General features: G+C 61.4%; 13 protein-coding genes and 2 pseudogenes. 9 read left to right on the forward strand and 6 right to left on the reverse strand.

Features of this window, described 5'->3' with window-relative positions; translation table 11 throughout:
- Positions 1-10 precede the first annotated feature (10 nt).
- From HBJ59_RS06300 to HBJ59_RS06310, 3 genes are read left to right on the forward strand one after another with little or no spacing between them, the layout of a single operon-like run.
- A complete protein-coding gene (locus tag HBJ59_RS06300) occupies positions 11-1,819 on the forward strand; it encodes an ATP-binding protein (RefSeq protein WP_076018165.1) in 1,809 nt (602 codons plus the stop codon).
- Entirely contained in the window at positions 1,816-3,201 is a 1,386-nt protein-coding gene (locus HBJ59_RS06305; protein ID WP_167663021.1) for a sigma-54 dependent transcriptional regulator, read from the forward strand. The genes HBJ59_RS06300 and HBJ59_RS06305 overlap by 4 nt, the downstream gene beginning before the upstream one ends.
- 27 nt (positions 3,202-3,228) lie before the next feature.
- On the forward strand, positions 3,229-3,684 hold the full coding sequence (locus HBJ59_RS06310; protein ID WP_167663022.1) for a YiiD C-terminal domain-containing protein: 456 nt from the start codon (positions 3,229-3,231) through the stop codon (positions 3,682-3,684).
- Positions 3,685-3,796: 112 nt separating this feature from the next.
- On the opposite strand, the gene cysQ is transcribed toward HBJ59_RS06310, so the two are convergent.
- Both cysQ and nudE read right to left on the reverse strand, forming a co-directional pair.
- Entirely contained in the window at positions 3,797-4,633 is an 837-nt protein-coding gene (gene cysQ, locus HBJ59_RS06315; protein WP_076018168.1) for a 3'(2'),5'-bisphosphate nucleotidase CysQ, read from the reverse strand.
- A complete protein-coding gene (nudE, locus tag HBJ59_RS06320; RefSeq protein ID WP_076018169.1) occupies positions 4,630-5,196 on the reverse strand; it encodes an ADP compounds hydrolase NudE in 567 nt (188 codons plus the stop codon). Before nudE ends, cysQ begins: the two co-directional genes overlap by 4 nt.
- 87 nt (positions 5,197-5,283) lie before the next feature.
- On the opposite strand from nudE, the gene yrfG reads away from it, so the two are divergent.
- A complete protein-coding gene (yrfG, locus tag HBJ59_RS06325) occupies positions 5,284-5,946 on the forward strand; it encodes a GMP/IMP nucleotidase (RefSeq protein ID WP_010168969.1) in 663 nt (220 codons plus the stop codon).
- Here yrfG and HBJ59_RS31395 read toward each other — a convergent pair.
- Both HBJ59_RS31395 and lysM read right to left on the reverse strand, forming a co-directional pair.
- Positions 5,945-6,034, reverse strand: a pseudogene (locus HBJ59_RS31395) (outer membrane lipoprotein carrier protein LolA); the annotation flags it as partial. The gene yrfG and the pseudogene HBJ59_RS31395 overlap by 2 nt on opposite strands.
- Positions 6,035-6,057: 23 nt before the next feature.
- The gene (lysM, locus tag HBJ59_RS06330; protein ID WP_167663023.1) at positions 6,058-6,498 is read right to left on the reverse strand and encodes a peptidoglycan-binding protein LysM; all 441 of its coding nucleotides are present in this window, start codon (positions 6,496-6,498) and stop codon (positions 6,058-6,060) included.
- A 130-nt stretch (positions 6,499-6,628) separates the two neighbouring features.
- Here lysM and HBJ59_RS06335 point away from each other — a divergent pair, with 130 nt between their 5' ends.
- The 5 genes and pseudogenes from HBJ59_RS06335 to HBJ59_RS31400 form a co-directional block, all read left to right on the forward strand.
- Positions 6,629-7,516 (forward strand): LysR family transcriptional regulator, encoded by an 888-nt coding sequence (locus tag HBJ59_RS06335; RefSeq protein WP_017478126.1) that lies wholly within the window; start codon positions 6,629-6,631, stop codon positions 7,514-7,516.
- Positions 7,517-7,611: 95 nt separating this feature from the next.
- Positions 7,612-8,451 (forward strand): formate dehydrogenase accessory sulfurtransferase FdhD, encoded by an 840-nt coding sequence (gene fdhD / locus HBJ59_RS06340; RefSeq protein ID WP_076018171.1) that lies wholly within the window; start codon positions 7,612-7,614, stop codon positions 8,449-8,451.
- Positions 8,448-10,796: an FdhF/YdeP family oxidoreductase gene (locus HBJ59_RS06345; RefSeq protein WP_167663024.1), complete on the forward strand. Its 2,349-nt coding sequence runs from the start codon at positions 8,448-8,450 to the stop codon at positions 10,794-10,796. The genes fdhD and HBJ59_RS06345 overlap by 4 nt, the downstream gene beginning before the upstream one ends.
- A 323-nt stretch (positions 10,797-11,119) precedes the next feature.
- Positions 11,120-11,599, forward strand: coding sequence for a glycine zipper domain-containing protein (locus tag HBJ59_RS06350; protein ID WP_076018173.1), 480 nt, complete (start codon positions 11,120-11,122; stop codon positions 11,597-11,599).
- Between the two features lie 33 nt (positions 11,600-11,632).
- Positions 11,633-11,713 (forward strand): annotated as a pseudogene (locus tag HBJ59_RS31400) (outer membrane lipoprotein carrier protein LolA); the annotation flags it as partial.
- Here the strand turns inward: HBJ59_RS31400 and HBJ59_RS06355 are convergent.
- Positions 11,706-12,137 (reverse strand): thioesterase family protein, encoded by a 432-nt coding sequence (locus HBJ59_RS06355; protein ID WP_167663025.1) that lies wholly within the window; start codon positions 12,135-12,137, stop codon positions 11,706-11,708. The pseudogene HBJ59_RS31400 and the gene HBJ59_RS06355 overlap by 8 nt on opposite strands.
- A 60-nt stretch (positions 12,138-12,197) precedes the next feature.
- Positions 12,198-13,055 (reverse strand): M15 family metallopeptidase, encoded by an 858-nt coding sequence (locus HBJ59_RS06360; protein ID WP_167663026.1) that lies wholly within the window; start codon positions 13,053-13,055, stop codon positions 12,198-12,200.
- Positions 13,056-13,083: the final 28 nt, after the last annotated feature.

Raw genomic sequence — 13,083 nt, forward strand, 5'->3', positions numbered from 1 at the left:
CATGACTCCCATGACTCCACCCCTTCCGCGAAGACCCCGCTGGCGCAGCCTGGCGTTGCTGGCGCTGTGCCTGGCACCGTTGTTGTGGCCGCTGGAGCACTTGGCCGAGCGCTATTACCGCAGCGAACTGGCCGGCCAGAACCGTCAGACGCTGGACCTGTACGTCGCCAACCTGCTGGGCACCCTGCACCGCTACGAAGTGTTGCCACAAATTCTCGGCGACCTGCCGGCCCTGCGTACCGCCATCGACGCACCCCAGGTCAGCACCAACCTGGTCAACGCCAACCACCTGCTCAAGGACGTCGCCGCTCAGGCCGGGGTGGAAGTGATGTACCTGATGGACACCACCGGCAAAACCCTCGCCGCGTCCAACTGGGACAAGCAGGACAGCTTCGTCGGGCGTAATTTTTCCTTCCGCCCGTATTTCAGCGAAGCCATGGCCGGGCGCCTGGGGCGCTTTTTCGGCCTGGGCACCACCTCGGCCAAGCGCGGCTACTTTTTCGCCGCTGCCGTGCGCGATGGCGACAGGATCATCGGCGTGCTGGTGGTAAAGGTCGACCTGGACCACACCGAAAGCTTGTGGGGCAACACGCCGGAACAACTGCTGGTGACCGACCACAACGGCGTGGTGATCCTCACCTCGCGCCCGCAATGGCGATTCCGTGCCACCCGGCCGCTGACTGACGAAGAACGCCAGGCCATCATTGCCATCCAGCCCTACCCGACCCGGGACCCGCAGCCGCTAAGCCTAAGCCCTACGGCGTGGGTGCGCCAATCCACGGACATCGCCGAAACTGGCTGGAAAGTCGAGATTCTCGCGCCCCGTACCTTGATCAGCCGCCCGGTGCGTACCGTAGTCGCTGTGGGTGGCGCAACGTTGCTGGTGCTGATGCTGCTGCTCGGCCTGATGATGCAGCGCCGTCGTCACTACCTGGAACGCATCGCCTTCGAAGCCAAGGCTCGCCGCGAGCTGGAGATGCGCGTGATCGAGCGAACCAGCGACCTGGAAGGCCTCAACCGACGCCTGAAGCAGGAAGTGCTGGAGCGCGAGCACGCACAGCAGGAATTGGTGCGGGCTCAGGATGACCTGGTGCAGGCGGGCAAGCTTTCCGCGCTGGGCACCATGTCGGCAAGCATCAGCCACGAGCTCAACCAACCGCTGGCGGCGATTCGCAGCTACGCGGAAAACGCCGAGATCCTGCTGGACCACCAACGCACCGACGACGCCCGCGGCAACCTCAAGCTGATCAGCGAGTTGACCGGGCGCATGGCCTCGATCATCGCCCACTTGCGCGCCTTCGCCCGACGCGACCGCCACGCACCGGAAAGCGTGGCCCTGCAACCGGCCCTGGATGATGCGCTGGCGCTGCTGGCCAAGCGCAGGCGGTCCATGGAAGTCGAGTTGATCCGCGATTTGCCCGAAGCCACCTTGTGGGTCGCCGCCGGCGAAACCCGCCTGCGCCAGGTATTGGGCAACCTGCTGGCCAACGCCTTGGACGCCCTGACCGAAAAAGGCCCGCCGCGCAAACTCTGGTTGAGTGCCCAAACCACCGAACAGGGCGTCAACCTGTACATTCGCGACAACGGTCCGGGCTTCTGCATGGAAGCCCTGGGCCGCGCCAGCGAGCCCTTCTACACCACCAAGACCCGCACCCAGGGCCTGGGGTTGGGCCTGGCGATCTGCGACACCCTGATGCGCGCCTTTGGCGGTGAACTGTTGTTCGCCAACCACAAGGAAGGTGGCGCGCTGTTAACCTTGAAACTGCGCGCCGGAGCACCGGGTGTCAGTCTGCAACCGTCCGAGGACCGCAGTGTATGAGTATCGATAACCAGATTCAGGTGGTGTTGATCGACGATGATCCACACCTGCGTCAGGCCCTGTGCCAGACCCTGGACCTGGCCGGGCTGAAAGTCCTGACCCTCGGCGAAGCCCAGGGCCTGACCGCGCGCCTTTCCCGGGACTGGCCGGGGGTTGTGGTGAGCGACATCCGCATGCCCGGCATGGACGGCCTGGAACTGTTGAGGGATCTCCACGCCCAGGACCCGGAACTGCCGGTGCTGCTGATCACCGGCCACGGCGACGTGCCACTGGCGGTGCAAGCCATGCGGACCGGCGCCTACGATTTCCTGGAAAAACCCTTCGCCAGCGACGCCCTGCTCGACAGCGTGCGCCGTGCCCTGGCCTTGCGCCGCCTGGTACTGGACAACCGCAGCCTGCGCCTGGCGCTGAGTGACCGTCAGCAATTGAGCACACGCCTGGTGGGGCACTCCCCGCAAATGCTGCGCCTGCGCGAGCAGATTGGCGCACTGGCGGCGACCAAGGCTGACGTGCTGATCCTCGGCGAGACCGGCGCCGGCAAGGAAGTGGTGGCGCGTGCGCTGCACGACCTGTCGAACCGCCGCACCGGCCCGTTTGTGGCAATCAACGCCGGCGCCTTGGCCGAGTCAGTGGTGGAAAGCGAGCTGTTCGGACATGAGCCAGGCGCCTTCACCGGCGCCCAGAAACGGCGCATCGGCAAGTTCGAATTTGCCAACGGCGGCACGCTGTTTCTCGACGAAATCGAAAGCATGAGCCTGGATGTGCAGGTCAAGCTGCTGCGGCTGTTGCAGGAGCGTGTGGTGGAGCGGCTGGGGGGTAATCAGCTGATCCCGCTGGATATCCGCATCATCGCCGCCACCAAGGAAGACCTGCGCCAGTCCGCCGACCAGGGCCGCTTCCGCGCCGACTTGTATTACCGCCTGAACGTCGCACCCCTGCGCATTCCGCCGCTGCGCGAACGGGGTGAGGATGCGTTGATGCTGTTCCAGCACTTTGCCGACGAAGCCAGCACCCGCCACGGGCTACCGATGAAGGAGCTGCAACCGGGGCAACGCGCATTGCTGTTGCGTCACAGCTGGCCAGGCAATGTGCGCGAGCTGCAAAACGCCGCCGAGCGTTTTGCCCTGGGCCTTGAACTGGCGCTGGACAACACCCCGGACAGCCCTTCTGCCGGCGTACTGACCAGCACACCCGGCGGCTTGAGTGAACAGGTCGAGCAGTTTGAAAAAAGCCTGATCGCCGCCGAACTGGCACGCACCCACAACTCCATGCGCAGCCTCGCCGAGGCCCTGGGCGTGCCGCGTAAAACCCTGCACGACAAACTGCGCAAGCACGGGCTGAATTTCGCCGACAGTGGCAACAGCCACGCTGACGACGAATGACCCTTTTCCACCTGCCACGAGGCCACCATGAGTCGCGATAGCCGTTACCTGGAATCGATCCTTCACCACGACATTCCCCTGACCCGGGAAATGGGCCTCAAGGTACTCGACTGGCAGGACCGGCAACTGCAACTGCGCTTGCCGCTGGACGCCAACATCAACCACAAGAGCACCATGTTTGGTGGCAGCCTTTATTGCGGCGCCGTGCTTGCGGGTTGGGGTTGGCTGCATTTGCAATTGCGTGAGGAAGGGATCGAAGACGGGCATATCGTGATTCAGGAAGGACAGATCAGTTATCCGCTGCCGGTGACCACGGATGCCACGGCGATTTGCCAGGCACCTGATGAGAAGGTGTGGAAACGATTTTTAGCGACCTACAAGCGTTATGGCCGGGCGCGCTTGGCGCTGGAGACGTGGATCGTCAATGAGGGCAGTGAAGAGCGGGCCGTAGCCTTTACCGGCCAGTACGTCCTGCACACATAACAACTGTGGGAGCGGGCTTGCTCGCGAATGCAATCTGTCAGTTGATGCATCTGGCACTGAAAGACCGCTTTCGCGAGCAAGCCCGCTCCCACATTTTTGATCGATGTTGTGTTTAAGACCGGGCCAGGGTCAGCAACCGCTCACGCCACTCCGCTTTAGCCGGCAATGCCAAAAAGAACGGGTTCAATAGCGACTCCCGCGCAGGATAGCTGAACGGCTGCCCATTCAATTCCAGCACCTCACCACCCGCCCCTTCCAGTACGCCCTGTGCCGCAGCGGTGTCCCACTGCGAGGTCGGCGCCAGACGCGGGTAGCAATCTGCGCTGCCTTCGGCCAACAGGCAAAACTTCAGCGAACTGCCGATATTCGCCAGCTTCAACTCACCCAATCCGGCGCTCAAGCCTGCGAGCAAGCGGTCCTGTTCAGGGCTCGTATGGCGACGACTGGCAACCACGGTAAACGCTTCACCCGTCGCCGGTGTCTGGCGCACCTGGATTTGCTTGGGCGCAGCACTCACATCGGAACGCCAGGCACCCAGCCCGGCACCACCGAAGTAGCACCGACCGCTGGTAGGCATCGACACCACACCAAACACCACGCGACCCTTTTCGATCAGCGCGATGTTAACGGTGAATTCCTCGCTGCCAGAGATGAATTCCTTGGTGCCATCCAGTGGGTCTACCAGCCACCAGCGCTGCCAACCGGCGCGTACGCTCTGGTCGATATCCGCGTCTTCCTCCGAGAGCACCGGAATGCTCGGGTCCAGCGCAGTCAGCCCGGCGAGGATCAGATGATGAGCCGCCAGGTCGGCGGCCGTCACCGGCGAATCATCGGTCTTGGTAGTGACGGCCACATCGGCGCGCCAATACGGCATGATCACCTCGCCGGCCTGGCGGGCCAATTCAATCACGGGGGCAATAAACGGGTGACCCAGGAAAAGTTCGCTCATGGCTGGAACGCTCCACGTTGAGTCAACAGGTCGCGCACCAGATACAGCGCCGCCAAGGCGCGGCCCTCGCTGAACTGCTCGTTCTGCGCTAACTGCGAGAGCTCCCGCAGGTTGACCCGGTCGACGCGCATCGGCTCCGGCTCGTCGCCTTCCAGGCGCTCTTCGTACAGCTCGGTGGCCAGCACCACCTGGATTTTCTGGCTCATGTAGCCGGGAGACAGCGAAAGCTCGGTGATGTGCTCCAACTGGTGGGCACCAAAACCGGCTTCTTCCTTGAGCTCGCGGTCTGCTGCTGCCAACACATCCTCGCCCGGCTCAATCAAGCCCTTGGGCAACGACAGTTCATACTCATCGGTGCCGCCGCAATATTCCTCGATCAACAGCGCGTGGTCCGAGTCGATCATCGCCACGATCATGACCGCGCCATAACCGGCCCCTCTACCCACCAAGCGCTCGTAGGTCCGCTCCACGCCATTGGAAAAGCGCAATTGCACTTCCTCCACGCGGAACAAACGGCTACTGGCGACTATTTCGCGGGCGAGGACGGTGGGTTTCTGGCGCATGAGCGGCTCCTTGGCGTGATCGGGTTACTATACCGTGGCTTTTCCGATTGTCTGTGTCGGATATCTTTTCTTACATGAGTGTTCTTTATGCCTCCACTGCCCTGGCACGCCATCGACACTGTCCTGCTGGACATGGACGGCACCTTGCTCGACCTGCACTTCGACAACCATTTCTGGATGGAGCACCTGCCCCAGCGCTATGCCGAGTTGCATGGTGTGAGCCGGGCGATGGCCGAGATGGAGTTGCAACCATTGTTCGAGCGTAACGCCGGACAGTTGCAATGGTATTGCCTGGATTTCTGGAGCGCAGAACTCAAGATCCCGGTGCGCGAACTCAAGCTGGAAACCGCGCACCTGATCGCCTTGCGCCCGGATGCCGATACTTTCCTGGCCGCGATCAAACAGGCCGGCAAGCGGGTGATCCTGATCACCAACGCCCATCGGGATTCGCTGTCGTTGAAGCTGGAACGCATCGAGTTGGCGCCTTATTTCGAGCGACTGATCAGTTCACACGACTATGGTTTCGCCAAGGAAAACCCACAGTTCTGGGACGCCCTGCACGCCGACATCGCCTTCGACCCGGCCCGCAGCCTGTTTATCGACGACACCTTGCCGATCCTGCGCAGTGCCCGGGATTTTGGCGTGGGGCACTTGCTGGCCGTGAAGGAACCGGACAGCCGGAAGGGGCCTAAGGACACGGCGGAGTTTGCGGCGGTTGGGGATTACCGGGAATTGATTGTTGGGCTGTAACTGTAGGAGCGAGCTTGCTCGCGAAGAACCCGAGAACGACGCGGGGTGTCAGGCTTCCCGCGTTATCGTTGACGACCTTCGCGAGCAAGCTCGCTCCTACATGGGTACCGCTTACACAGGAATGCGCAGCGTCTGCCCTGGGTAGATTTTGTCCGGATGGGACAGCAGCGGCTTGTTGGCCTCGAAGATTTTGTTGTACTGGTTGGCGTTGCCATAGACCGCCAGCGAAATAGCGCTCAGGGTGTCGCCCTTTTTCACCACGACAAAGCGGGCCGCCGCGACAGCAGGACCGGAAACAGTAATCTGGTCATCAACACTGGCAACGCCGGCAATATTGCCCAGCGCCAGCAGTATTTTCTCTTTCTCTTCCTGGCTGGCGACTTCACCTGTCACGGTCACCTTGTCACCGTCGACGGTGGTTTGCACATTGGGGTTACCCAACCCGACCTTGGCCACGTGATCTTTTAACTGCTCGCTCGCGTTGGCATTACCCGGCGTCAACAGATCAATCAACTTCTCGCCTGCTTCCTTAACAAAGCTAAAAATACTCATGGTGCGCTCTCCTTGGGATTTAATTTCCAGATGCCAAAGACTAGACCAGTCCTACAGAATTGGGTTCCACCCTGACCAACGACTCAAACACGCTAGAATCCCACCGCATTGGAATAAGCCCGGAGCGAAGATGGACATCAAACAGCTGAAATTCCTCATCGCCCTCGACGAAACCCGTCACTTTGGCCAGGCGGCGGCGCGCTGCCACATCACCCAGCCGACCCTGTCGATGCGCCTGCGCAGCCTGGAAGAAGAGCTACAGCTGCCGCTGGTCAATCGCGGCCAGCGTTTCGAAGGCTTTACCGCCCCCGGCGAACGCGTGCTGGCCTGGGCACGCACGGTGCTGGCCGCGTATGACGGTTTGCAGGCCGAGGCGGCGGCGTGTCGCGGCAATCTGGTGGGCACGTTGCGCCTGGGCGTGGTGCCGTTGTCGAGTTTCGATCCGCTGGCGTTGATGCAGAAGCTGCATAAGGAACACCCGAGCCTGCGATTTGAGTTGTCAGCGCTGAGCTCCGAACAAATTCTTGAACAGCTGGCGAGCAACCGTCTGGACCTCGGCGTGTCGTACCTGGAGCGCCTGGACGCCGAGCGCTTCGACTCCCTGGCCTTGGGTGAAACCCGCATGGGCCTGCTGTACGACCAACGGTTTTTCAGCTTCGGCGACAAGCCCCTGAGTTGGGAAGCGCTGATCGAACTGCCCTTGGGCATGCTCACCAGCGGCATGCACTTTCGCCAGTCCATCGACCACAACTTCCACAGCCGCGGCCTCAACCCACAGCCGCTGTTGCAGACAGATGCCGTCCATCAATTGTTACAAGCCGTGCACGGCGGCCTGTGCTGCGCGGTAATGCCACTGGACGGCGGCCTCGACGCCCTCACCGAGCACTTGCGCCTGCAACCCATTGAAGACGCTCACACACTGGCCCGCCTGGGGCTGATCATGCGCCGCAGTGCGCCGCGTTCGGCGCTGGCAGAAGCCTGTTTTGCGCTGTACCAGAAATCGCTGCTGGAACCTTGATCGACGTCATCTATCGGTAGATCAGTACTGACGATTAGACGCGACCCTTTGTCGCGCCTAGTCTTACAGCTGAATACTTCCGGTGGTAATGCCCAATGAACGCCCAGCGCCCAGTCTGCGCGGCGCCCGCCCTCGAAACGCCCGCGCCCGCCGCCAGCCAGAGTTATCAGTTTTGTAATCTCGAACACACCGAATCGGCCAGCACCGCGCTCGCCGAGGAAGTTGCGTTGGCGATTGCCTATAACGACATCAGCCAGGCAGTGATGCTGGTGACGCCAACCGACCTTGAAGACTTTATCGTCGGATTCAGTATCGGTAGCGGCATTATCGAAGACGTTAGCGACATTTATGATCTGAAAATCAGCGGCTCGGGTTCGACCCAATACGCTCAGGTGCAGATTTCCAGCCGCGCTTTCTGGAATATGAAGCAGCAGCGCCGGCAACTGGCGGGTACAAGCGGCTGTGGACTGTGCGGCGTGGAAGCGGTGGAACAGGCGCTGCCCAACCTCAAAGTGCTGCCCGGCGCGCCTTTGCCGCCTGCCGACTGGCTGGACGGCCTGCGCCAGCGCATCAGCGCGTTCCAACCGCTGGGCCAGTACAGCGGCGCGGTGCATGCGGCAGTGTTCATGAACAATCAGGGCGAATTGCTGCTGGGCCGTGAAGACATCGGCCGGCATAACGCTCTCGACAAGCTGATCGGCGCGCTGATCCGCCAAAAGATTCCGACCGACGGCGGCCTGGCGATTGTCACCAGTCGCTGCAGCCTCGAACTGATCCAGAAAGTATTGCGCGCAGGCATCCAGACCCTGGTCAGCCTGTCGTCGCCCACCGGCCTGGCCCTGCAATGGGCCCGTCGGCACAACCTCAATCTCATCCACCTGCCGCAGAAAAGTGCGCCGCGGGTCTATAGCCCTGCGATGGAGAATCAAGCGTGAGCACTCATCATCAAGCCGACGACAAACCTACCCCGCGCTACAAGCCCTACAAAGGCCCGGCCGGTGGCTGGGGCGCACTGATCAGCGTGGCGCAAGCCTGGCTGACCAGCGACAACGCGCTGAAAAACATCCGCATGATGCTCAAGACCAACCAGAACGGCGGTTTCGACTGCCCGGGCTGCGCCTGGGGTGATTCGCCGGAAAGCGGCATGGTCAAGTTCTGCGAGAACGGCGCCAAGGCGGTCAACTGGGAAGCCACCAAGCGCCGGGTCGATGCCGCATTCTTCGCCAAGCACAGCGTCAGCGCGCTGCTGGAGCAGAGCGATTACTGGCTGGAATATCAGGGCCGCCTGACCGAGCCGATGAGCTATGACGCCGAAACCGATCGCTACAAGCCCATCAGTTGGGAATCGGCTTTCGACTTGATCGGCAAGCACCTCAATGCGCTGCCAAACCCGGACATGGCCGAGTTCTATACCTCGGGCCGGGCCAGCAACGAAGCGGCTTACCTGTATCAACTGTTCGTGCGTGCCTACGGCACCAACAACTTCCCGGACTGCTCGAACATGTGCCACGAAGCCAGCGGCGTCGCCATGGCGCAAAGCGTGGGCGTGGGCAAAGGCACCGTGACCTTCGATGACTTCGAACATGCGGACGCAATTTTCGTCTGGGGCCAGAACCCCGGCACCAACCACCCTCGGATGCTGGAGCCACTGCGCGAAGCGGTCAAACGCGGCGCTCAGGTGGTGTGCATCAACCCGCTGAAAGAGCGTGGCCTGGAACGCTTCCAGCACCCGCAACACCCGCTGGAAATGCTCACCAACGGTGACAAACCGACCAACACCGCCTACTTCCGCCCGGCGCTGGGTGGCGACATGGCCATCCTGCGCGGCATGGCCAAATTCCTGCTGCTGTGGGAACGCCAGGCTCAGGCCGAAGGCAAAGAGGCCGTGTTCGATCACGACTTCCTCAACGAACACACCGCCAACGTGCTGGATTACCTGGGCAAGATCGACGACACCTCATGGGATGAAATCGTCGAGCAGTCTGGCCTGACCCTGGTGGAGATCGAGCAAGCCGCGCGCATGTATGCCAAAGGCAAGAACGTGATCATGTGCTGGGCGATGGGCATCACCCAGCATCGCCACTCGGTGCCGACCATCCAGGAAATCGCCAACCTGATGCTGCTGCGCGGCAACATTGGCCGCCCAGGCGCCGGCCTGTGCCCGGTGCGCGGCCACAGCAACGTGCAGGGCGACCGCACCATGGGCATCAACGAACGGCCACCGGTGGCGTTCCTTGACTCCCTGGAGCGTCGTTTCCAGTTCCAGGTGCCGCGCGACAACGGCCACAACGTGGTGGAAGCAATTCACGCCATGCTCGAAGGCCGCTCCAAGATATTTATCGGTCTGGGTGGCAACTTCGCCCAAGCCACGCCGGACAGCCCGCGCACCTTTGAAGCCCTGCGCAATTGCGACCTGACCGTGCAGATCAGCACCAAGCTCAACCGCAGCCACCTGATGCACGGCAAGGACGCACTGATCCTGCCATGCCTGGGCCGCACCGACATCGACATCCAGGCCGAAGGCCCGCAAGCCGTGACCGTGGAAGACTCGTTCAGCATGGTTCACGCCTCCAATGGCCAGCTGCAGCCATTGTCGAAACAGATGAAATCCGAGCCTGCGATTCTGGCGGGCATTGCTGCCGCTACATTGGGCAGCAAGCCGGTGGACTGGAACTGGCTGGTGGCCGATTACGACCGCATTCGCGACCTGATTGCCGACACCATTCCCGGCTTCAAGGACTTCAACGAACGCCTGAAAAACCCGGGTGGTTTCTACCTGGGCAACTCGGCCGGCGCCCGTCGCTGGAACACCCCTTCGGGCCGCGCCAACTTCCGCCCGAACATCCTGCCCAAGGACCTGGTGCACGAACGCACCCGCAACACCGGGCAATTGCCGGACCTGATCATGCAGTCGATGCGTTCCCACGATCAGTACAACACCACGATTTATGGCCTGGACGACCGCTATCGTGGGGTCAAGGGTCAGCGGGACGTGCTGTTCGTCAACGAAGCCGACATCATCCGCCTGGGCTTCAAGCCAGGGCAGAAGGCCGATATCGTATCGATCTGGGATGACGGGCGTGAGCGCCGCGTGAAGGGCTTTACCCTGCTGGCGTTTGATATTCCGGCGGGGCAGGCGGCGGCTTATTACCCGGAGGTGAACCCACTGGTACCGCTGGAGAGCACGGGGGATGGCAGCCATACGCCAACGTCGAAGTTTGTAGCGATTCGGCTGGAAGCAGCGAGCGCGACCGGACTGATCATGGCGAAGTCGGCCTAAGCGACACCTTATTGTGGCGAGGGAGCTTGCTCCCGTTCGGGTGCGTAGCGCCCGTAGAAATTTTGGGGCCGCTGCGCAGCCCAACGGGAGCAAGCTCCCTCGCCACAGACAGCACCTGAGCTTTTTTACGGGCACAAAAAAGGCCGCTTTTGCATAAAAGCGGCCGTTCAGAAGTAAGTAAAGACTCACAAAAACAACTTAAGTTCCGTATAAAAAACAGCAACTTAGAGAATTGTATACAACCCATACCACTGGTCGGGTTTCGATTGTCACCGTCTCGATACAACCTCAGGATCGCGCCGTCATCCTCTTGAGGTTCCTCTATGAAGTTCTCCTCGATTCTCTTGTTGTCCCTTGGCCTGGTCAGTGGCGCAGCCATGGCCGGTGGCACCACCGAAGCCGGTGTGGGCGGCGCATTGGGCGGGGTTCTAGGTTCAGTCGTAGGTCAGCAGTTGGGCGGTAACACCGGTTCAGCCATCGGCGCGGCACTCGGCGGCGCAGGCGGCAGTGCGGTCGGCGCAGACAAGCGTAGCCGCGGCGAAGCTGCCATTGGCGGCGCATTGGGCGCAGCCGGCGGCAACGTGGTGGGTCGCAGTGTCGGCGGCAGCACCGGCAGCCTGATCGGCGCAGCAGCCGGCGGTGGCGCTGGTGGCGCGCTGGGCAACTACATGGGCAACAAGAGCGATGACGATGATCGTCGTTACCGTGGGCGTGATAACCGCCGTTATGACCGCGATGATCATCGCGGGCGCGGTCATGCGTATGGGCATCGCAAGAACAAGCATCACTATCGCCACCGCTAAGGCATTCCACCTGTAGGAGCGAGCTTGCTCGCGATGGTCGTCAACGATGACGATGGAAACCTGACACGCCCTTGCGCTCTCGGGTTTTTCGCGAGCAAGCTCGCTCCTACAGTGCCAAGCGCTGCAAGGCCTCTCGCAGCGCTGGCGGAATCGTCACCGGCTGGTTCGACGCCCGATCTACAAACACATGCACAAACCTCCCCGCCGCACAGGCCTCATCCTCCCCGGCCTTGAACACCGCCAGCTCATACTGCACTGAACTGTTGCCCAACTTGCCCACCCGCAGGCCAATCTCGATGCGGTCCGGAAAGGCAATCGAGGCGAAGTAGTCGCACGCCGAACTCACCACAAATCCCACCACCTCACCGTCATGAATATCCAACCCGCCCTGCTCGATCAGGTAGGTATTCACCGCCGTGTCGAAAAAGCTGTAGTAGGTGACGTTATTCACATGGCCATAAACGTCGTTGTCGTGCCAGCGCGTGATGATTGGCTGGAAGTGGCGGTAATCGGCGCGCAGTGGGATGGCATTGGTCATCGATAAAGCCCGGGTAAGAAGAGGCTATCTTGATACTGGGTTCAAGCCCTACCCGCAAGCCTAGGTTGGGCTTTGCTCAACCGTTTCGTGGACACACCCCATACGCTTGAGAGCTTGATCCGTCTCAACCGAATGCTGCAGGCACTGGCGGTAAGCAGCGATATACGCCTCGATTGCAGCACTGGCCTGCTGCGGCGTGACCCGTGCCAGGTACTCCACGAACGAACGCCGGCCAATCTGGAAGTGCTGGTAGTCCAGTGGAAAATCCCAATAGCCGCCCCATGTCAAAAAGCCGTGCTCGGCAAACAGGTCAATCACCTCCTCTGCCCGGCCAGGACGCGCAGGCTTGCCAGGGCGAGCATCCAGGCGGTTAACGGCAGTCACAGTACTCGCCTTGGGCTCAACGGTGGCCTGCCCGGTGAATTCGCCTCCCGGGCTACGCCGGAATAGCACAAACGGGTTTTGCAGCGGGTTTAGATCAATTGCAGCACCGTAGGCATGCAGCGACCACCCCAAAGCCCCACTGATCTGCCGCCCGTTAAAACCACTGGTATTGTTGCGGGCCATCGACACCTTGTCATTGCCTCGATAGGTTTCCAGTGTGACCGCCTGGTTCACCGGAAACCGGCGCTGCAGCAACTGATTGAAGATCTCCTCCACATGGGGGGCGATGACATCCAGCACCACAAGTTGCCCGTTGTTATGCAGCACTCCGTCAAAGTCCACATAGCTGAACGTGACTCGTGCGAGGCGTGCACAGGGCAGCGGGTTGGAGGTGGTGATGGTGTTGCGAAGCTGCATTCGCCGACAGTCATTGACGCTCAACGGTGTGACGGACGCCATCGTACTTTGGGCGACCAGCATCCCGACGAACAGTACGGCTCCGTGGACAACACCACGAGAAAAACCAATAGTCATGGGCAGTTCCTTTGCAGAAGAAGTGGAG

The organism is Pseudomonas sp. AN3A02, assembly GCF_011765255.1.
Taxonomy (GTDB): Bacteria; Pseudomonadota; Gammaproteobacteria; order Pseudomonadales; family Pseudomonadaceae; genus Aquipseudomonas.